Origin of the sequence: Psychrobacter sp. PSP (assembly GCF_024085615.1) — a bacterium.
GTDB lineage: Bacteria > Pseudomonadota > Gammaproteobacteria > Pseudomonadales > Moraxellaceae > Psychrobacter > Psychrobacter pacificensis.
Window position 1 is genome coordinate 219,269 of record NZ_JABLTF010000020.1, and the last position, 19,964, is coordinate 239,232.

21 protein-coding genes, 1 tRNA gene and 1 pseudogene are annotated in these 19,964 nt (G+C 43.1%); 12 read left to right on the forward strand and 11 right to left on the reverse strand.

Features of this window, described 5'->3' with window-relative positions:
* Positions 1 to 44: 44 nt before the first annotated feature.
* Together HL061_RS10790 and HL061_RS10795 are read right to left on the reverse strand one after the other, a co-directional pair.
* Positions 45 to 1,754: a SulP family inorganic anion transporter gene (locus tag HL061_RS10790; protein WP_071003010.1), complete on the reverse strand. Its 1,710-nt coding sequence runs from the start codon at positions 1,752 to 1,754 to the stop codon at positions 45 to 47.
* Positions 1,755 to 1,808: 54 nt separating this feature from the next.
* Entirely contained in the window at positions 1,809 to 2,234 is a 426-nt protein-coding gene (locus HL061_RS10795) for a metalloregulator ArsR/SmtB family transcription factor (protein ID WP_252962816.1), read from the reverse strand.
* 229 nt (positions 2,235 to 2,463) lie between these two features.
* Here HL061_RS10795 and HL061_RS10800 point away from each other — a divergent pair, with 229 nt between their 5' ends.
* Entirely contained in the window at positions 2,464 to 3,336 is an 873-nt protein-coding gene (locus HL061_RS10800) for an MBL fold metallo-hydrolase (protein ID WP_240365424.1), read from the forward strand.
* Between the two features lie 139 nt (positions 3,337 to 3,475).
* Positions 3,476 to 3,913 carry a thioredoxin gene (trxA, locus tag HL061_RS10805; protein WP_240365423.1) on the forward strand — a complete coding sequence of 146 codons (438 nt, stop codon included), beginning with the start codon at positions 3,476 to 3,478 and terminating at the stop codon, positions 3,911 to 3,913.
* Positions 3,914 to 4,052: 139 nt separating this feature from the next.
* On the opposite strand, the gene HL061_RS10810 is transcribed toward trxA, so the two are convergent.
* The 4 genes from HL061_RS10810 to HL061_RS10825 form a co-directional block, all read right to left on the reverse strand.
* Positions 4,053 to 4,454 (reverse strand): hypothetical protein, encoded by a 402-nt coding sequence (locus tag HL061_RS10810; RefSeq protein WP_071003013.1) that lies wholly within the window; start codon positions 4,452 to 4,454, stop codon positions 4,053 to 4,055.
* A 185-nt stretch (positions 4,455 to 4,639) separates the two neighbouring features.
* Complete coding sequence (locus HL061_RS10815) at positions 4,640 to 4,999, reverse strand: SirB2 family protein (protein WP_212564188.1); 360 nt, start codon at positions 4,997 to 4,999, stop codon at positions 4,640 to 4,642.
* A gap of 60 nt (positions 5,000 to 5,059) precedes the next feature.
* Positions 5,060 to 5,380 carry a BolA family protein gene (locus HL061_RS10820; RefSeq protein WP_212564189.1) on the reverse strand — a complete coding sequence of 107 codons (321 nt, stop codon included), beginning with the start codon at positions 5,378 to 5,380 and terminating at the stop codon, positions 5,060 to 5,062.
* 228 nt (positions 5,381 to 5,608) lie between these two features.
* Positions 5,609 to 6,421 (reverse strand): M48 family metallopeptidase, encoded by an 813-nt coding sequence (locus HL061_RS10825; RefSeq protein WP_212564190.1) that lies wholly within the window; start codon positions 6,419 to 6,421, stop codon positions 5,609 to 5,611.
* A gap of 583 nt (positions 6,422 to 7,004) precedes the next feature.
* Between HL061_RS10825 and HL061_RS10830 the strand changes: the two genes are divergently transcribed.
* A tRNA-Gly gene (locus tag HL061_RS10830) sits at positions 7,005 to 7,079 on the forward strand.
* Between the two features lie 241 nt (positions 7,080 to 7,320).
* On the opposite strand, the pseudogene HL061_RS10835 reads toward HL061_RS10830, so the two are convergent.
* Positions 7,321 to 8,456: pseudogene (locus HL061_RS10835) on the reverse strand (IS3 family transposase).
* Positions 8,457 to 8,892: 436 nt separating this feature from the next.
* Here HL061_RS10835 and HL061_RS10840 point away from each other — a divergent pair.
* From HL061_RS10840 to HL061_RS10855, 4 genes are all read left to right on the forward strand, one after another.
* A complete protein-coding gene (locus tag HL061_RS10840; protein WP_071003016.1) occupies positions 8,893 to 9,252 on the forward strand; it encodes a hypothetical protein in 360 nt (119 codons plus the stop codon).
* A 329-nt stretch (positions 9,253 to 9,581) separates the two neighbouring features.
* Positions 9,582 to 10,310 (forward strand): BLUF domain-containing protein, encoded by a 729-nt coding sequence (locus HL061_RS10845; RefSeq protein ID WP_071003017.1) that lies wholly within the window; start codon positions 9,582 to 9,584, stop codon positions 10,308 to 10,310.
* A 4-nt stretch (positions 10,311 to 10,314) separates the two neighbouring features.
* Positions 10,315 to 10,848, forward strand: coding sequence for a hypothetical protein (locus HL061_RS10850; RefSeq protein ID WP_071003018.1), 534 nt, complete (start codon positions 10,315 to 10,317; stop codon positions 10,846 to 10,848).
* Positions 10,849 to 10,856: 8 nt separating this feature from the next.
* Positions 10,857 to 11,261: a hypothetical protein gene (locus HL061_RS10855; protein ID WP_143007412.1), complete on the forward strand. Its 405-nt coding sequence runs from the start codon at positions 10,857 to 10,859 to the stop codon at positions 11,259 to 11,261.
* Between the two features lie 86 nt (positions 11,262 to 11,347).
* On the opposite strand, the gene HL061_RS10860 is transcribed toward HL061_RS10855, so the two are convergent.
* Positions 11,348 to 12,253 (reverse strand): LysR family transcriptional regulator, encoded by a 906-nt coding sequence (locus HL061_RS10860; protein WP_252962817.1) that lies wholly within the window; start codon positions 12,251 to 12,253, stop codon positions 11,348 to 11,350.
* A gap of 159 nt (positions 12,254 to 12,412) precedes the next feature.
* Between HL061_RS10860 and HL061_RS10865 the strand changes: the two genes are divergently transcribed.
* The 3 genes from HL061_RS10865 to HL061_RS10875 all read left to right on the forward strand — a co-directional run bounded on the left by HL061_RS10865 (position 12,413) and on the right by HL061_RS10875 (position 14,966).
* Positions 12,413 to 13,126 carry a pirin family protein gene (locus HL061_RS10865; RefSeq protein WP_252962818.1) on the forward strand — a complete coding sequence of 238 codons (714 nt, stop codon included), beginning with the start codon at positions 12,413 to 12,415 and terminating at the stop codon, positions 13,124 to 13,126.
* Positions 13,127 to 13,193: 67 nt separating this feature from the next.
* Positions 13,194 to 14,147, forward strand: coding sequence for a pirin family protein (locus HL061_RS10870; RefSeq protein WP_252962819.1), 954 nt, complete (start codon positions 13,194 to 13,196; stop codon positions 14,145 to 14,147).
* Positions 14,148 to 14,354: 207 nt separating this feature from the next.
* Positions 14,355 to 14,966, forward strand: a complete 612-nt coding sequence (locus HL061_RS10875; RefSeq protein WP_252962820.1) for a nitroreductase family protein — start codon at positions 14,355 to 14,357, stop codon at positions 14,964 to 14,966.
* 173 nt (positions 14,967 to 15,139) lie between these two features.
* Here the strand turns inward: HL061_RS10875 and HL061_RS10880 are convergent, their stop codons facing one another.
* The 3 genes from HL061_RS10880 to nadR all read right to left on the reverse strand — a co-directional run bounded on the left by HL061_RS10880 (position 15,140) and on the right by nadR (position 17,701).
* Positions 15,140 to 15,574: an Mpo1-like protein gene (locus HL061_RS10880; RefSeq protein ID WP_252962821.1), complete on the reverse strand. Its 435-nt coding sequence runs from the start codon at positions 15,572 to 15,574 to the stop codon at positions 15,140 to 15,142.
* A gap of 212 nt (positions 15,575 to 15,786) precedes the next feature.
* Complete coding sequence (gene pnuC / locus HL061_RS10885; RefSeq protein WP_252962822.1) at positions 15,787 to 16,518, reverse strand: nicotinamide riboside transporter PnuC; 732 nt, start codon at positions 16,516 to 16,518, stop codon at positions 15,787 to 15,789.
* 115 nt (positions 16,519 to 16,633) lie between these two features.
* Complete coding sequence (gene nadR, locus HL061_RS10890; RefSeq protein WP_252962823.1) at positions 16,634 to 17,701, reverse strand: multifunctional transcriptional regulator/nicotinamide-nucleotide adenylyltransferase/ribosylnicotinamide kinase NadR; 1,068 nt, start codon at positions 17,699 to 17,701, stop codon at positions 16,634 to 16,636.
* Positions 17,702 to 18,283: 582 nt separating this feature from the next.
* Here nadR and HL061_RS10895 point away from each other — a divergent pair.
* Both HL061_RS10895 and glyQ read left to right on the forward strand, forming a co-directional pair.
* Positions 18,284 to 18,496: a PspC domain-containing protein gene (locus HL061_RS10895; protein WP_071003026.1), complete on the forward strand. Its 213-nt coding sequence runs from the start codon at positions 18,284 to 18,286 to the stop codon at positions 18,494 to 18,496.
* A 466-nt stretch (positions 18,497 to 18,962) separates the two neighbouring features.
* A complete protein-coding gene (glyQ, locus tag HL061_RS10900; protein ID WP_223333560.1) occupies positions 18,963 to 19,964 on the forward strand; it encodes a glycine--tRNA ligase subunit alpha in 1,002 nt (333 codons plus the stop codon).

Sequence of the window (19,964 nt, forward strand, 5' to 3'; positions counted from 1 at the left end):
ACGACAGTAGCGATTAAAAGCGCGGTACAAAAATAATGACGCAGCTAAATATCCTTCAAGGCATCGACGGCATCTAACGTACTGAGATATACCTGCCCTGACAGCTCGCTGATGAGCGGTGTCTGCCCGATGATATCCATGACAGGGCCCTTAATAAAACTAAAATGTAAGCGCTTGTTTTGCAGCGCAAGCTCTTTATTTAAGGTACTGAGCATCTCTTGTGCTGTCAGATCAATATGATTGACCGCGGCCATGATCAAAATAATTTCCTGCGCTGCTGGATATTGCTGCATGGCATTTAGAATACGGCGGTGTACCGATTCACTATTGCCAAAAAACAGACTCTCATCGATACGCAGCATCAATAAATTGTCAAAAGTCACCACATCGTGACGATTGATATTGCGAAAGTGTCCGGTACCACCCAGCTGTCCCACGATGGCGACATGTGGCTTACTTGATTGCCAGATGAGACTGGCGAATGACACCATTAGCCCAATAACCAAACCCGTATTTAGCCCAAATATGAGCACACCGACGAACGCTGCCAAAAAGCTAGCTCCATCCAAGCGATCGCGTTGCCAAGCAGACTTTAAAGTCGCAATATCTATCAGACCAATGATAGAGGCCATGATGGTTGCACCTAGTAACGCATAAGGCAAGGGTGCAAGTGCATTACTAAAGGCAATCAGCGCGGCAATCATTACCAGCACCGTCACAAGGCTGGCAAGGGGTGTGTTTGCTCCAGAATCTGCATTGATCGCCGTGCGTGAAAAGCCACCTGCGACCGCAAAGCTCTGGAACAGTCCGCCAGATAGATTGGCAAGACCAAGACCCGTCAGCTCATGGTTGGCATCGAAGCTCTCACCGCGCAAGCGTGCGTAAGTACTGGCAACGGAACTGCTAGAGACAAAAACAATTAGTGCCATCAATCCTGCGGTCGGCAAGAGTTTGAGCGCTTCTTGTAGGTCGGTCATATGCGGTAGTGTAAAGCTGGGTAAACCTTGTGGAATACTACCAATGGTCGCAACCCCTAACGAATTCCAGTGCAATAGCATACTTAGAACGATAGCAATACCCAGTAAAACCAATGGAAATAAACGTTCGGCCCATTTGGCATACGATGATGACAGCCACGTTCGCCATACCCATTGACTCGCATAGCGGTTAGCGACCAAAAGTACAAACGCGATAATACCAATCACTAAGGTCAGCGGATGCACCTGACTGGCATAGCGCTGCATGGTAGATAAATAGCCAACCAAGCTGCTACCAGCGATAGGTATCGCCATCAGATACTTCAGCTGACTGACAAAGATAAGCACTGCCGCGCCGCTCACAAACCCTGCTGAGACGCCGCGACTGATAAACTGCATAATCCAGCCAAGCTTTAGCCGCCCTGCAATCCACAGCAATGCCCCTACCATTAATGCCAATAAACTCGCCATCAGGGCATACTGCTCTGTGCCTTGCTCAGCATAAGGCAGTAGACCACTGGCCGTCATGATGGCAGTGATCGCGACGGGCCCAACAGCTTGTACGTTGCTAGAACCAAGCCAAGCATAGACGAGTACAGGCACGATCGCAGAATACAGACCATACACGGGCGGCAGACCAGCAAGTACCGCATAACCTAGGCTTTGTGGTATCACCAGTACGCCCACCACCAGTCCTGCGACCAGATCAGTCGGTAATACTGTGAGCTGGTATTGGCGCAGCCAAGTAGGAATCAGACGTGCAGCGATAGAAGACATATCAATACATCACCAAGATAGAAAGCAGTATAAAACAGTCAGGCGAGTACGGCATTATTCGGTTTTGGCACAAAATCTCTGATAAAGCAGATCTAATACGGCTAAAGCATCATCACTTGCGATACGATAGTAAATTTGCTTGCCCTCACGGCGAGTGGCAACCAGCTCATCCTTACGCAAGATACCCAGTTGCTGCGACAAGCTTGGCTGTCCAACACCAACCAACCCCTCAAGCTCACCGACGCAGTACTCACCTTGTGTCAACTGACAAAGTAAAAGTAGGCGATCAGGGTGAGAGAGCGACTTTAGTAATTGGCTGGCCTGCATCGATGCTTGTTGCATTTGTTTGGCAAGATCAATAGATGAAAAGTCGGCGCTATCAGAGGAGGTATCATGGTTAGCGCTGTGAGTAGATGTACTCATTGGTGAAGTAGAAGTAGCCAGAATAAGCTCCTTATATAATAGGGCAGTCACTGCCATATTATTTTTAATAATATATGTTGATTATCAATGATATTGCGCCACATAGCAAGATATCATTATTTACATTATATAAATTGATAAAATGTATTGCAGTTGCTATATTAGTAATAACAAATAAGTCGTAATGATAAGCAATCATTATATACGACTCAATATCATACTTAAGCGTTAATTGAATATAAAAACCACATTGCCACAACACTCATAAATAGACAAAGAGGCAGCCATGCAAGTTCATTCTTTCTTAGACAGAGACACAGAAACCTACACACATGTACTGGCTGATGTCGAGCAGCAGCTATGTGCCATGATTGATCCAGTATTAAATTTTGATGCAAAATCAGGTAGGACGAGCACAAGCAGCGTTGACGAGGTCATTGAGTTCGTACGTGAGCGCGGTTGGGCGCTGAAATACATTATTGAGACGCACGCTCATGCGGATCATTTATCGGCGGCGATCCACGTCAAAGAAAGCCTTGGTGGACAATTGGTCATCGGTCAGCACATCACTGAAGTACAAAAAATATTTAAGCAAATCTTTAACTTTGATACCAGTTTCCGCACCGATGCCAGTCAGTTTGATATTTTGACAGACGACGGTCAGACGTTAGCGCTCGGCAGTATTACAATCACAGCCATGTATGTGCCAGGTCATACTCGTGCTGATATGGCTTATGTGGCGGCTGATAATGAGAAAACAGTGGTGTTCGTCGGCGATACATTGTTTGCGCCTGACGTGGGTACCGCTCGCTGTGATTTCCCAGGTGGTGACGCAAAGACGCTTTATCGCTCTATTCAAAAACTGCTCGCACTCCCTGAAGATACTGTGATGTACTTGTGTCATGACTATCCGCGTGAGAGTCGCCAGCACTGCCCAACGACTACCGTTGCTGCCCAAAAATTAGAAAATATCCATGTCAAAGACAGTATCAACGAAGCAGAGTTTGTGCAAATGCGTGAGCGCCGCGATGCGACCTTGGACATGCCGCGTCTGATTATACCAGCGGTACAAGTGAATATTGATGCGGGGAACCTTCCCGCGCCAGAGGACAACGGTACGCGCTATCTAAAAGTACCTATCAATGTCCTTGGTGAATAAATCAAAGCGTGTCATGACTAAAAAATGTGATATATCGCATCGCGCTGTAGGGTAGGCACTTATCTATAAATGACTATGCTAAAATTATTGATACAAACCGATCGAGACACTCCAGAACAATTAAAATAGGACACAGATAATGAGTGAGCAAAGTTTTCATTTAGTATGCCTGCATTGCCAGGCCACCAACCGTGTTCCGGCTGCACGGCTAAGCGCTGCACCGAAATGCGGTAAATGTAGTCAATCATTATTGACCGCAAGCCCGCATGAGCTTGATGCACAAACGGCCAATAAGGTTATCCAAAAAAACGACGTATTGACCATCGTAGATTTTTGGGCGAGCTGGTGCCAGCCGTGCATTATGATGGCGCCAGAGTTCAAGACGGCTGCTGGTCAATTGCCGCAGGTAGTGTTTGCCAAAGTACAGACGGATAAATACGAGCAAGCGGCAGCCCCTTATAATATCCGAAGCTTACCGACGATGGTTGCTTTTAGAAATGGTAAGGAAGTCGCGCGTCAGTCAGGCGCACTACCAAGCAATCAAATCATCCAGTGGGTGCAAAGCCTGCAGGTGTAGGGCTTAGTAAAGTAGTATTACTCAGATTAGATTATGACTCATCAAAGTTATAGCCATAAAAAAGCCAATATGCTGAGCGCGTATTGGCTTTTTTGTTATGCCACGATTCTATCTTAACGAGAGTGCAGATCGCTAAATCTTATTCACCATAAATCTTGATGCCATTGGCAAAACTACAACGTTGAATACGGGCAGATTGGACAATCGCATCGCGCTCACCATAGAGCCGCGATAACTTTGCGTCACGCGCTTTGGTATTATTGCTTTTGCCAACCCCAAAGCTAATATTGGGAGAGATACCCCAGCGTCCTGCAGAAATCCCCACGCCCACGCCGGACGCTGCAAAAGTAGATTGCTCATTGCGCGCCGCTTCGACATAACGGTTGACGCGATTGTATTCTTGGCTCAATGCTTGGCAATCATAGTTTTGATAAGTGCTGGGCGGCACATATTGCGGCGTGACATTGCCCGTAGAGGCACAGCCTGAGAGCGCAAAAACGCCAACTGTTGCCAGTAGTGTCGCTTTGGTAAACGTTTTCATAGTGGCTCCATTAAGCTAAGTAATTGTATTTATATCTATTTAAGATAGCAAAAATAGCATGTTTAAGATATTGAAAAAATATAAATGATTAAATATTTTACGGTCTTATCAATACGCCTGCTTATGCGATAGCAATACGATATTTACTCAAAATATTAAAGCGCTGCTACAACGACAATTCCTTATCAAAATAGGTTGGCGGGTTTGACAAAGGCGAGTATTACAATGCCAACATATGCGATAGCTGCAATTAGGATACCTGTTTTGCTCTGAGTGGGTGTCGCAAGGGCATTAAAGGCTTTGATGCTTGAGCTAATCGCTGCGATAAGTAAGATGATTTTGGCAAATACCCACTGTACAGGCGCATTAACACTCATCAGTTGCATGAGCATGATCGCACCTGATACGATCAGTAATGCATATATAATATGAGTGGCGATTTTGACCACGCGTGGCGCGCGTCTATTTGCGCTGAGCACTAAGTAGCTCTGATATAAGAACAGCACAATGGTCAGTACTGCCATCAGCATGTGTAGATGTTTCATCGAATATTGCTCCTGCTAGAACTGCATTATATGGGCTTATTTAAAACATTTTATTGTCAGCTATTTATTTTGACCCGCGCATAATGGACTGTCAGGGCTTTGACCTTGCCACTCTGTCGGTGTATAAGCATGAATGGCTAAGGCATGTACTTGACCGCCTTGTGACGTCAATAAAGGCGTGACCAATCCATATATTAGCTGATGACGCCCGACCAGTCGCTTGCCCTCGAATGCCTCACTGACAATAGTGAGCTTAAAGTGGCTTTCTTTACCTTCGAAATAGCCAGCATGGACCATCGACTCATTGATTAGTTCAATGTGCTGCGGCTCTAGAGCCTGTAGCTTGGCATGAAGTGCATCGGCGGTAGGTGTAGTGCTCATAACAATCCTTCAATGTATATTGCGCAATTCTATTAGGCAATCTGCAAATGATATCTATCGGCATTATAGCAGACATAGAAACCAGTATAGCGCGCGTTTTAAGACCTCTTAAATTGTGACAACCATAAATAATAAAAGTAAAAAAGCAAAGCGCAGCTCAGAGTCTGTACTTTGCTTTTTGGTATTTGCGCACTTCATGAGTCGTAGCTTAATACGCTAAGTCACGTGTTAACGACGCGCCTTTTGATACAGTGGCATTACTTTTGGCATCAATGATTGTAGCTCCGCGATACGGCTGCTGCTCGTTGGGTGAGTGCTTAGGAATTGAGGCGGCTCGCCTTGGCTCGCACGCTGCATTTTTCGCCATAAAGTAATAGCGGCCTGCGGGTTATAACCTGCGCGCGCCATTAACTCAAGACCAATTTGATCGGCTTCGCTCTCTTGGGTACGACTGTGCGGACGGCTCAAGCCTAGATCGCCAGCAACGCTTGCTAGCTGCGCTTGACCTTGTGATAGACCAAAGATACTAGCAGCAACACCGATACCTGTTTGGGTCGCGTATTCGCGTGAGATGCGTTCACGTGAGTGCTCACGTAATGCGTGAGAGATTTCATGACCCATGATCGCAGCAATCTCATCATCAGTTAAGTTCAGACGGTCAATAATGCCTGAGTAAAACATAACCTTACCACCTGGCATAACAAAAGCATTCAACTGATCAGATTTGATCGTGTGTACTTCCCATTTCCATTTTGCTGCATCTGCACGATAAACACCCACTTGACCAACCAAACGATTAGCAATTTTTTTCAAGCGATTTAATTGGGCGGTATTGGTATCTAATACACCTTTTGATCTTGCATCTTGCAGTGTTTTCGCATAGCTCTGTGCAGATAACTGCAGTACTTGCTCGCTAGAAACCAACAATAACTGCTGACGATCGACGCCGACGGCACCAGTATTGGTCGTACTGGTACAACCAGTCAATGTTAGCGCGGACAATGAAGCCGCCATCACACCAGTGGTCAATAGTTTTTTCATAAAAAGCATCCTCTCGATAAATGGTAAAAAGAAAAATCAAACAAAGTAAATCTCGTTGCAGCAAGTAATGGCGCTATTTTTTATGGCTATTTATCGACGCCCAATCACCTACTAAGACAGTAAAAGCCTGTTCAAGCTATCATTGTAAATAAGTATAATAATGTTAACCAAGTAAAACCAAGATAGTAAAAGTAACAATAGAGCGTATGATTGTAAGTGAAATAGACATTGTTCATAATGAAGTAACGTTTTGCTTTTAGTGATAGCAAAAAAATTTATAATCTTTTACAAACTTGACGTAAGGTAAACTGTGGACTGATAGGGTTTAACTGAAGTAGTAGGTATCAATGTCAGAGGATAAACCTTAAAGTGCTATTATTAATATGAAATAATTTATATTTTTCTAAAAGCAATTCCGTTTTTAAATCAATTGCTTATGTGGTATTTTCTCAAAAACGAAGGTCTGGACTGGAAATATCAGCCATAATTTTTAAAAAAGGTGTTGACACCCACAGAATATTTGCTAAAATAGCCAGCCTATCGAGACGGAGTAGTTGTTAACAACACGATGATTCGATAATAAGCGGGAATAGCTCAGTGGTAGAGCATAACCTTGCCAAGGTTGGGGTCGAGAGTTCGAATCTCTTTTCCCGCTCCAAATATGGCTTGAAAAAGCACAAAAAGCCTCACTTTATAGTGAGGCTTTTTTTTATGCGTAAAATCCGACTTAGCGCTACTTTTTAGATAAATAACCGAAGACAAAGAACAGATCGACGCTCTATGGAAAGAAGAGAATATAGCAATAGCTGTCATGGGTGCTATGCACTAGACGTATCAACTTAAATACTTGAGTACTTTTGTAAATACCCCATTCTTAACACAACATCATCGTAGAATAATTAAGCCACCTGCCTGTACTCGGTAGGTGTCATATCATTAAGTGAATCATGGGGTCTTTCGGTGTTATAAACCTTGATCCAGTCTTCAGTCAGTTGAGTAACTCCATTAAATCATTGAATAAATAACAGTCTAAAACCTCATTGCGGTAACTGCGATTAAACCGTTCAATATAAGCATTCTGATAAGGACAGCCAGGCTCGATATAATCAATATAGATGCCATGAGCTGATGCCCAATCAGTGAATACGCTAGATGTAAACTCACTGCCGTTATCCACACGAATTTGCTTAGGATAGCCATACCACTCGGCTAGCTGGTCAAGGTAACGAATTACTCGGAGTGAAGGCATACTGGTACCAATATCAATGCCTAATACTTCACGGTTGTAATCATCAATCACATTAAAGGTTCGAAAGCGAATATTGTTGTGTAGTCTGTCGCTCATAAAGTCCATTGACCATGTATGACCCAATACGTTTGGCACACTTAACGGCTGAGGATGACGTGTTGGTAGCCGTCTTTTAGACTTACGGCGTAGGTTTAAGTTTAACGCGGTATAAACACGGTGTACTCGCTTATGATTCCATTGATAGCCAAGCTTACGTATGCGTTTAAAGCACTTTGGGAAACCCCAACGATTGTGCTTGTCAGTAAGCTTATTTAAGACATCAATAATCTCACTATCATCAGATAGCTTAGGCTTATAGTAGTAAGCAGTTCGACTCATGCAGACAACCTGACAACTCACTGCAATGCTGACATCATACTGCGCCTGTAATTCTTGCGCCCAGACTTTGCGCTCGGGTACAGGCGCTATAGCTTTTTTATGATCTCTTTCTGCATTTGCGCTTTAAGGCTTAAATCAGCATACATCTGTTTAAGCCTACGGTTTTCTTCTTCAAGCTCTTTTAGTCGTTTGACATCAGAGGCTTCCATACCGCCATACTTGGATCTAACTTCGCTATCGCTTCGTCTTGCGTCACTAAAACAGTCTCCCAGACTGTTTCTTAACGTTCCTCATTATAAAAGTCGAGCTAGCTACCCCGTATTTACGGCACAGCTTTTTAGCAGGTATCCCAGCGTCTGCTTCTTTTAATATCGATACGATTTGGGTCTCAGTCATTCGTTTGCTCATATCAAAACTCCTGCTGGTATTTTAGCAGTTAGTTTCTACTTTTAAGTGTTATTATTTTTTGGGGTGATTACCATTTAACGTCAAAAAAGTAGTTTCTAGGCTCTAAAATATAATCATTATTAATTAGTATGATTTTTCCTACCCAGTGGTCGTTATTTCTCCTTGAATGGTCGAGTAGAAACGTGATCTGACCCCGTATATAGAATATAATAACAGTCACTACGGAAATTTGTTTACGATTACGCTATAGTTCCTGTACCTAAAAATACATTTAATTATTCGTATTCAATTATCATAATTCCTTAAGTGTAAGTAAGCATATTTAAGTTATACTAATGTTTATATAGTCAATTCAGCTTAACATAATTTGATATTGCTCGATTGTGCAAGTGTCTCTAATCGAGAATTATCTCAACACAAAAAAATAGGAAAAAGTATGTCAAATATCAATGAGTCTTTACAAGAGTTAATGGATCTTGATGGTGCGATGGGTGCCTGCATTGTGGATTATATGTCAGGTATGGTGTTAGGCACGATTGGTGGCGGTGTCGATCTTGAGCTAGCTGCTGCCGGTAACTCACAAGTTGTAAAGGCAAAAGTAGCAACGATGAAATCACTCGACATCAAAGGTGAAATCGAAGATATGTTGATCACACTAGAGTCTCAGCTACACATCATTCGTCCGACAGCCAGTCATGAAGATTTATTTATCTACTTAGTACTTGATAAATCAAAAGCGAACCTTGCATTGGCACGCCGTAAAGTACAGTCAATCGAAAGCAAACTAGAAATATAATTTGGCCAAAATCAATTGAGCCAGTCACTATAGTGAAACCATTATAAAATGGTATAGCAAGATTAAACGCTATTTTTCGCAGCCTCTGGAGACGCAGTCACAGCAAGCAAGAAAAGTAGCGTTTAATCGAGCGGGTTTCCTATGCTGTATCAATTTTATTGAGGTTCTACTATAGTTTATTGATTCTGCCTTATTACATCTGATGTATTACCTAGGATACACAATAAGGTCAAATTCGTTATATACAGTATGTATATAACGAATTATTAATTTATATATAATTATAAGAACTTAATTAAGTTTTAGATGTTCTATCAAATGGTGGCAAAATGAAATGTATTGCATACGTCAGCAGAGTGCCTCTTAAAGATCGCAGTATTCGTATGCCTAGTGGGTTATCAGACATCATTAGCGTCTCTAGTAAGCATAATCCACAGTCACACATCACAGGCATCATATCCTATCGTGAAGGGCAGTATCTTCAGGTGCTGGAAGGTCCTGATATTGAAGTAGATAGACTGATGGCTAAGATATCATCTGATACTAGGCATGAAAATATCTGGGTTTTTCTGAATAAAAGTGTAACTGAACGTAGCTTTCGTAATTGGGGCATCAGCGTGTTCGATTTTGTGGATCAAGGCGCTTTTTTTGATGATTTTATTGAAAAAAATAGCGTTGTCTTAAACAGTTTCGATGAGCAGCAAACAAAACGTATTCAGCCATTTTTTGATATACACAAGTCTAATACCGCCTCCCAAAAGGATTATAAAGGTAAAAGTCTTAAATTATTGGCTTGGCCTGACCTAAATCATGTCAGTAATCCTCAAATGATTATGGATTTATGTGTCAAACTGACAAAAAAACCTTATCCGTTTGATACATTGGTCGCTAGTGGTGAGTTTGGTTCGTCTCCTCAAGTCACAGAAATAATCAATGGGTTTGATCAATCAGGTATACTGAGCGTGACAGAGACACAGCCGTTAGACGAGCCAAAGGTTAATGAAAAAAAGCCTAATAAGTTTTATGGCGCGATCAAGAAATTCTTAGGAATGAGGTAAAAAATTGAATTATCAGAAGTTAGCTATCATTGGTGAAGTAGGTGCTGGAAAAACTCGAATGGTTAAGACGTTGAGTGAAATCAGCCCTTTTGAAACAGAGGCAAGATCGAGTATCGATATTGGTAAAGAGTACACGACTGTCGGTATTGATTATGGCAGAATTACTTTATCTGATGATATGGCACTAGGTATCTATGGAGTTCCAGGTCAAGAGCGTTTTTCTTTTTTGTGGGAATTTGTCAACCACTCTTTGTGGGGTTTGCTCATCTTAATCAAGCATGGCGAGACGCCTGATTATGCAAATTTAGATAAACTGCTACACTTTTTTGCACCAGCAAAAAAGCAGACGACCTGTATCGTTGGTATTACTCACTGCGAAGATGCCGATAAACAAAGCGTGGCTGTGCTCGGACAAGAGATCAGAGTCATGCTGATGGAACACGATATAGTCGCGCCTGTGATCAATGTAGATCCAAGAAACAAAGAGTCCGCTGTGTCTCTATTATCATTATTTAATACCCTGAACAATCAAGGTTGATGTTAGATATGACTACACAAAACGAAAAATCACCTGCAAAAATAGCACTTTTGGGTCACATGAAAGCGTTGTGTGAGGCCAATAGAGAAATCGTATTGGTCAGCTTATGCACCACAGATGGTTTTCCTATTAGCTGCTTCTCGATCAAAGAGTTGAGCAACCAATCTGACAAGTTTGCGGCGATGAGCAGTACGCTATCAGCGCTCAGCGACTCATCAGCTGCCCAGATGAAACAAGGTAAGTGCGATATCACAATCGTTGAAGCCACGTCTGGCAATATGCTATTTGTCAAAACAGACTATATCGGCAAACCATGTGTATTGACCGTTGTGGCACAAGACAAGATGGCATTAGCAGAAGCAAGATATAAGACTAAGAAGCTGATTGGTGAAATCTCATCTATTACTGAGTAACGTGAAATTATTGATAGTAGATCGCTTCTTAGAGTAGCTGCAACGCTATACTTTGTAAAAGATTAGCCTTGCTTAATCAAATCTTATCAAAAATCATCCCAATACGGATGATCACCAAAGCGCTCAGCAATGAAGTCAATCAAATAACGACAACGCTGCGATAAAAACCGATTTTTTGGATAGACGGCATAAGCGTTTAGTATTGGCAATTGATACTGCTGCAAAATCGGTACAAGCTCGCCACGCGCCAGCTTTTTATAAGCGATGAAAGTTGGAATGACGGTAATGCCATGTCCTTTTACTGCCAAATCCGTTAAAAACTCACCATTGGTGGCTTTAATTTTGGCGTTCATCGCGTGATAATGTTTTTTTCCTTGGGCGTCAATCAGCTCTATATTGTTTGTTTGACCAAGACTGTATTGCAAAAACTCATGCTCCTCCAAATCTTCTAATGTATCAGGTGTGCCCATTTTTTTTAAGTAACTAGGGCTGGCGCAGATGACGCAACGAATCCGTGCCAGCGGCTTTGCTTGATAACTAGAATCTCGTAGCTCTCTGATTCGAATAGCCAGCTCATATCCTTCTTCAATCAGATCAACATGCCGATCAGAAAAATCCAATTCAAACTTCAGGTTTGGGTGCTGATTGGCGTATTCATCAATCACATCAGTCAGATGCATAAGACCAAACGATAATGGCGCGGTCATCTTTAGCGTACCCCCAATGCGCGTTGGCGTATCATTGGTAGTCTCGTTCAAGGCATCAACCGCGTTTAAGATACTGTTGACCTGCTGATAATACTGCTCACCTGCTTGTGTCAAGTGAGAGTGGCGCGTCGTACGGCTGATCAACTGAGTGCCTAGGCGCGCCTCCAAGTCTTTTAGGCGGCGGCTGACGGCTGACTTTGCAATATTTAATTGTTCGGCGGCTTTAGTGATGCTGCCTGCCTCGACAATGCGTACAAACATCGCCATGTCTTCTAACTGTCCCATTATCGATGCCTCATTATTGTTCTAATAAAAAGAATAGTTATTTGCACTTATGTCTGTTTATCTCTATATAGTCAACAATTATAATAGATACATTGTTCAAGCACGTGAATTAATAACAAATATATAGATAATAAACGTATGGACAGTTAAGGATAAATAATGAAAACGATCTATCATGCAGCAGACTCACGCGGCGATGCCAATCACGGCTGGCTAAAAAGCCGTCATACCTTTAGTTTTGCCAATTACTATAATCCTGAGCGTATGGGCTTTGGTGTTTTACGTGTCATCAATGATGATTTTGTCATTGGTGGTCAAGGGTTCGGCAAGCACTCACACCTTGATATGGAAATTATCAGCATTCCTCTAGCTGGCAAACTTGCGCATGGCGATAGCATCGGTAATGAGGGCATGATTGAGACGGGTGAGATCCAAGTCATGTCAGCGGGCACAGGCATCACTCATAGTGAAATGAATGGCAGTCGTGAAGAAGCTGTGAGATTTTTACAGATCTGGGTCATGCCAAATAAAATGAGTGTTGCTCCTCGCTATCAGCAAGTGCACATGGGAACCATCATGACGCCCAATGAATTCAATCAGGTGCTATCACCAAATGCAGATGATGCAGGGGTTTGGATTCATCAAGATGCTTGGTTCAGTATAGGAGAGTTTGATGAAGGCGTGACGCAGACCTACCAACTAAACAATCCTAATAATGGTGTTTATATTTTTGTGATTGCAGGAACAGTCGTGATAGACGGTAACATTTTGTCTACTCGAGACGGCCTTGGGGTTTGGGATACTAAGCACTTCACTATGGAAGTGAAAGAGGCGGCAACAGTATTAGTGATGGAAGTGCCGCTTTCTATGTAGATCACGGATGAGCGCCGTAGCATCGTTCGCTCGCTCGACTAACCGCATACAGATCAAGAGGTGCCACATGACGATTAGAACTCTAGAGCCACGATCAACGGAGGTTGGTGGTGTTCCTATCGCACGGCTATTACCCAATAAAGGCAAACAACCGATTGGCGCATGGTGCTTTTTGGATCACGCAGGGCCAGCTGAGTTTGCTCAAGATGATTTAGGGGTTCAAGTTGGTCGCCACCCCCATACCAATCTACAAACTTTTAGCTGGATGATTGATGGTGAGATTTTACACAAAGACAGCTTAGGTAGCGCGCAAGTCATTGCCAAAAACCAAGTCAACCTCATGACAGCTGGTACAGGATTGAATCAAGGTATTAGCCATACAGAGCAAAGCGTCTTTGCAGAGCAGAGTGATCAACACAAAACTGACTCAAGCGCTGCTCATCGCCACATCAATATGATACAGCTATGGATAGCTTTACCCACTGACCAGCAGATTGAACGCAGTTTTCATCATTACCCAGAGCTGCCAGCATGGACTGAGGGTAACGTCGAGCTGATTCTGACCACGGGCAGTTATCAATCAGTATCTGGTGAGCACCATCAAGCGCCAACGTTGCAGTACTCAAAGCTGGTTGGTATCGATGTACATTTTTTAGAAGATGGAGACGTCACGCTGAATTTGGAGGCGAGCTTTGAGTACGGTATTTTGGTGGTTGTCGGTGCGCTAGAGTCTGAAGGTCAGGTGTATAAAAAAGATCAGTTATTACGTTTTCATCGTACAGACGTTTCTAACGATACAACGATAACGCTGGTAGCAAACAAGGGCACACGTTTGATGTTTATTGGTGGGGAGCCTCTAAGCAACCAAGTATTACTGTGGTGGAATTTTGTCGCTGACAACAAAGAGGAGCTCAAGCAATCGGTCATTGATTGGAACAATGGTCATGAGCGTTTTGGTGAAGTGGATTCTAATATGCAGCGTCTGGTGGCACCAGAACTACCCAAAGGCTTCAAAGGTTAACCACTAATACGCAAAATTTATTAACCTATTTTTCAAAGGTAATCATCATCGTTAAGTTTTTTTACAAAAAATACATGGGGTTTCAGGTAAATTGTTCCGATAATAGCCCACATAAATAAACTGTTTTATAACGACTTGTTGATCATAAGATTGACAAGGTCTATCAATCCAGAGCAAATCATTCCTACAACAATATGGAGAAGTACCATGTCAGAACTAAAAGACTTACAGCAATTAGCAGAAAAGCGCCGTTCTATCTATGCACTCAGCGACCAGTTGCCAGTATCTAACGATGAAGTCGTAAAAGTAGTTGAGCATGCTGTCTTGCATACGCCATCATCATTCAACTCGCAATCAACGCGTGTCGTTGTGTTATTCGGCGATGATCATCACAAACTATGGGATATGACTGAAGAGACCTTACGCGTTATCGTCGGTGACGAAGAAGCGTTTAAATCTACTAAAGACAAAATTGCTGGCTTTAGAGCGGGTGCTGGTACGGTATTGTTCTTTGAAGATAAAGCAGTGGTAAGAGGCATGCAAGAAGCGGCGCCTTTATATGCTGATAATTTCCCAATTTGGGCAACTCAGACCAACGCGATGCATCAGTACGTCATCTGGACGGCGCTAGCAAGCATTGATGTCGGTGCGAACTTGCAGCACTATAACCCAGTAATCGACCAGAAAGTCGCGAGCACTTGGAACATCGATGCAGATTGGGAACTAAAAGCGCAAATGGTATTTGGTAAGATTGAGCAGCCAGCAGGCGACAAAGAATTCAAGCCACTTGATGAGCGTATGAAAGTGTTTGGTGCTTAATGTTGTTGTTTGAGAATAGACAACCTATGGCCTTGCTTAGGAAGTTTGCTAAATAAACTACAGAGCACGTAAAAAACGCCACCCAAGCATCGGGTGGCGTTTTTTTATGAATAAAGGGTAAAGACAGTACAGCTACATTGGATATTTGCAGAACTGATGCGACAATTTAATGATTATTTACGTTGCATCAAACTGTTGGCGACCCATGCTGGACCGATTAATAAAAACTGTAAATCTTCAAAAAACGAGGGTTTTTTGCCTTCGATTTTATGACCAATAAACTGACCAATCCAAGCAACAACAAATACTGCCGTCCACGCTTTGAATCCCCATGGCATAGCCGCCATAACCGACAGACAAATCAGAATAAACAGCCCCATTGCCAAAAATAGCGGCGTCGATAAGCGTATATAAAATAATAAGACTAATGCGCTCAGTACGAGAGTAAACCATACAGACAGCGACATTCCCATCCCCAACAAACTCACAAAAATCGTCGGCACACATAGCCAATGGATTTTCTTATTAATCAGGTTTTGGTGACTGACCGCATACTCACTGAGCCACTGCTCAAGCGTGCGTTTGGACATTTTGGGTTGACGAGACATACTAACCTCCTTGTTAGTAAATGAAATAAGACGCTGACATGCGCTATCAATTTAAATATTAACATGTGCAATTAGTACCAGTTGTAGCACTAATTGCGCGTGTCCACCATGTTATCTGTTAGACGGCACAGTCAATTTCGCTCGTATTGCCAATGCGATATTGGTAAGACTTATCTCAATATCTCAAACGCTTTTTTCTACAGTTGTTGCTATTAACCTCGTTCGCTGCGATGCCACTCATAGAGACCGACAAAGGCGTTTACCTGATAAACCATCGTCTGAATCGCAAAAATATAGTTGCCAGACATGAGATTGACGATCAGCCAGACAAAGTTGACGATGATCCATAACCACCAGTTAAAGGAATAACGCAGAATCATGGCAGCTTGCGCGGTAATAGACAGCACAAAGGCAATGACGTTGATCCAAAAGAAAGAGATGAATCCCAAAAACAGACTATTATCATCCTCGACGACCGCATAACCGTAGCTCGCCAGTAGATTATTGACGGTTGGGAAAAGGGCAAGACCGATGATGATAAATGCGGCAGTGATCAACCACACCGCTTTGCTCGCTGATTTTGGGATCATGTCGCCATCAGGGTCGGTGTGCTTTGACCAATAAAAAATGCCATAGACATGGGTAAAAAAGTTAAATAGGGGCGCTAGCATCAGACCCACGGCGCCAGATGTAGCCTGTACAATGACTTCTCCTGCGGTTGCGCCCATACCAAAGCCATTGCCCATGACGTTTTTGCGAAATGACAGCGAAACCACACAAATCAGACCAATAAATGAGACAGCCAAATAAAACCAATCAAGCGTGGTGTGGTCGGTTGTGAGCCAAAAACCTGCGGACAGAGCAATGACCCCGCAAATAAACCAAACGATAATCCATTGCATCGACCATTTTCCGGTGATGTTATCCAGCAGCTGAATACGCATAAATTTTTCCTCTAAAATTGATACTGATTTCAATATAGTGCTAACGACAACATAATGTTAACTGCAACGCGCTAGCTGAATAAATGATGATAAATAGGGCACTCTTTGATGCCTCTTATAATGTTTTGCCATAGATATGCTGATCGATAAATTGCAGTGCTTGCTGATAACGAGCATCGTAATCGGGCTGGTCAATCATATACGGCGCGATATCGTGACGAGCAAAAATGTCTAGCAAGCGCTGCTCGAACCGTCCACGTGCTTCAGGCGTACCTAAAGAGCGCATGCCGTCATCAACCCATGGCGTATTGTTATCGAGCATGATGGTGTGGTCTAAGCGAAACTCATCAACGCAAGCAGCGACAAAAGGATGCGTGCGACCTTCGTACTCTTCACAAAACGCTTGCGTGGTCACAAAATCCGTATCAACGATCGTAACCGGAGCCGTTGCATTGGCTTTAGCATCGCGTATCGCTTGCGCATGGTCGAGGCAAATAGGGGCGTAATCGCTGTACTGTAGCCCAACTTCGCTACCGCCCAAATCTGTGCCCACATACAGACGGCCCATCTCCAGCGCAAAGCTGGCGCCGTAATAATTAGCCAGCTTATGCACCAGTGTTGTCTTGCCAGAGCTTTCGCCGCCGACGATAGCCACGGTCTTGGTATAGTTAGCGCGTGCCTCTGGATGGATTGCTGACCAATGGGCGACTGGGTCGCGAGCAATGGCGTACGAGTCGAACTCAGGCTGTAGCGTAGTAGTGACCACTTGTAAGATAAGTTGCTCTTGTACATCACTCTGCGTCAGTGGATGGTTCTCCGCCATAAACAATGCTGTCTCTGCAGGGAGTGCTAATGCCTTTATCAAGCGCTGCAATTTGGCATTACTAGTCGCCACATCGATCCTGACATTTTCGCTACTATCATTACTATCATAAAGATGCTCATGAAGCGGTAACTCGATCTCATCAGTAGTATGAATATGAATAAATGGCAAATCCGCACAGGCCATCTGTAGCCAACGCGCTTTGTCTTGTAAGGTGATCGTAAAATCTGGATGCGGTGATGGATGCGTCATAATGACGATATGCAGGGTATTTGCTTGTCCTGCTGCTTCTAATATGCTGCGCATTTGCCCCAAATGTAAGGGCTCAAAGTGTCCAATCATCAATCCGTTGTCGTACATAGCCATCCTTATTCTGTTTTGGGCTTATATTTGTTTCAGGTTTAAGGATAAATTCTCTAAAACCTGAGTCACTTATGAGCATGGTATAAAGGTTTTGGAGGATTTACAGGTAGGTTATTGTAAATCTGACTTATATTTGACTCTTACGCAGATTATTATGTTTTTCATCAGCGGTTTTTGTGTGAATCTAAAAATAAAAAGCGAGTGATGATTTTTTGACAATTGAAGATTTGAGCATTCATTACCACTATTAAGTCGCTATCAAAACACCACTTATCTCTTTGATTCATTTAAAAAATAATGAACTGTGTAAATAGCTAAAGCAAGGTTTTAGCAACAAAGTAGATTCTGAAACATTTTGAAATAACTATTTAAAATCAGGGGCTTGCGTGGTGATATGACAGGTTAGGGCAAGCTTACGTATCATAAACTCACAAAGTACGTCTATACCTTCAACAGATAAATTCTCAAGAATTGATATACTTATTTATAAGTTGGCAAGGCAAGGTAGCCTTGAGACTAAAAAAGCAAGAAAAAAATAAAAAATACATTATAAAAATAGATAACAGAGAGGTATTTAGTTTGGCTAAGTTAGCAAAATTACATCGCTCACAAAATAATCGCATGATAGCGGGCGTGATGGGCGGTATTGCAGAATATGTTGGCTGGTCACCTACGTGGGTCAGATTACTATTTGTAATTGTCTCGTCGCTAAGCGCTGCTGTACCGGGTATTTTGATCTATATCGTATTATGGATAGTCATGCCAAAAGCCAATAGCGATTCCTATCAGTAACCAAGCTTGATATTTAGGCATTAATACCCGTTAAAAGAAATAAATCTATACCACAAGCAGTTGTCCAACAAGCAGTTGTCCAACAAGCAGTCTCCAAAAATAAAAAGCCTGAATCATCAGGATGCCCAAGATACAATTTTCCTCCTGCCCGAATGCTCACGCATTTGGGTATTTTTTTGTTTTCAAGATCAGTCGCCGGTCAGGCTTCTTTTATGTTAGTTCGGTCGTAAATCAGGGATATAGTCGCGTGTTTTTATCGACAACGCAAATTTAGTTAACGTAAATATGGATAAAATAGTCAATTTTTAGTAAGGTGAGCAGGCAAATAGCGTCGTTGCCAAATAGGTGATGAGTACTATCAGAGATTTATTTAATCATACCCATTTCACAGTGACTTACTATGAAAACCCAAACTATGACATCCGAAGCGACAACCCCGATGACACAAGACCAAACTCCTCAACCGATGACTTTTCAGGACTTAATCCTAACCTTACAGAATTATTGGGCTGACAAAGGCTGCGTGGTATTGCAACCTTACGATATGGAAGTCGGCGCGGGCACGTTTCATACCGCCACGTTTTTGCGCTCGTTAGGTCCTGAGCGTTGGAACGCTGCGTATGTACAGCCATCGCGTCGCCCGACTGATGGTCGCTACGGTGACAATCCAAACCGTTTACAACACTACTATCAGTTCCAAGTCGTACTAAAGCCGAACCCACCTAACATTCAAGAGCTATATCTGGACTCGCTACGCGCTATTGGTATCGATCCATTGGTGCATGATGTACGTTTTGTGGAAGACAACTGGGAATCACCAACGCTTGGCGCGTGGGGACTTGGCTGGGAGATTTGGCTTAACGGTATGGAAGTGACCCAGTTTACCTATTTCCAGCAAGTCGGCGGTATTGAGTGCTTCCCAGTCACTGGCGAGATCACTTACGGTCTTGAGCGCTTGGCGATGTATGTGCAGGGCGTTGATAGCGTCTATGACTTAGTCTGGGCAGATGGCGAGTTTGGCCGCGTCACCTATGGCGATGTGTTCCATCAAAACGAAGTTGAGCAATCGACCTACAACTTTGAGCACGCTGATGTGCCAATGATGGGTGAGATGTTTGATTTTTATGAGCAGCAAGCAGATAAGTTGGTTGAAGCAGGCCTGCCATTGCCAGCCTATGAGATGGTATTAAAAGCCTCTCATGCGTTTAACTTGCTTGATGCCCGCGGTGCGATTTCGGTCACTGAGCGTCAACGCTTTATTCTGCGTGTACGTACGCTTGCGCGTAAGGTTGCGTTTGGTTATGTCGAAGCTCGTGCCAAGTTAGGCTTCCCATTGGCTGATGAGGCGCACCGTGCCGAAGCTCTTGAGAAGTATTTGCCAAAAGAAGACGCGGCAACAGAAGGCTCATCAACAGACAGCTTAGCAAAAGAAACCACTGACAACAATCAACCGACGAACAAGCAATAG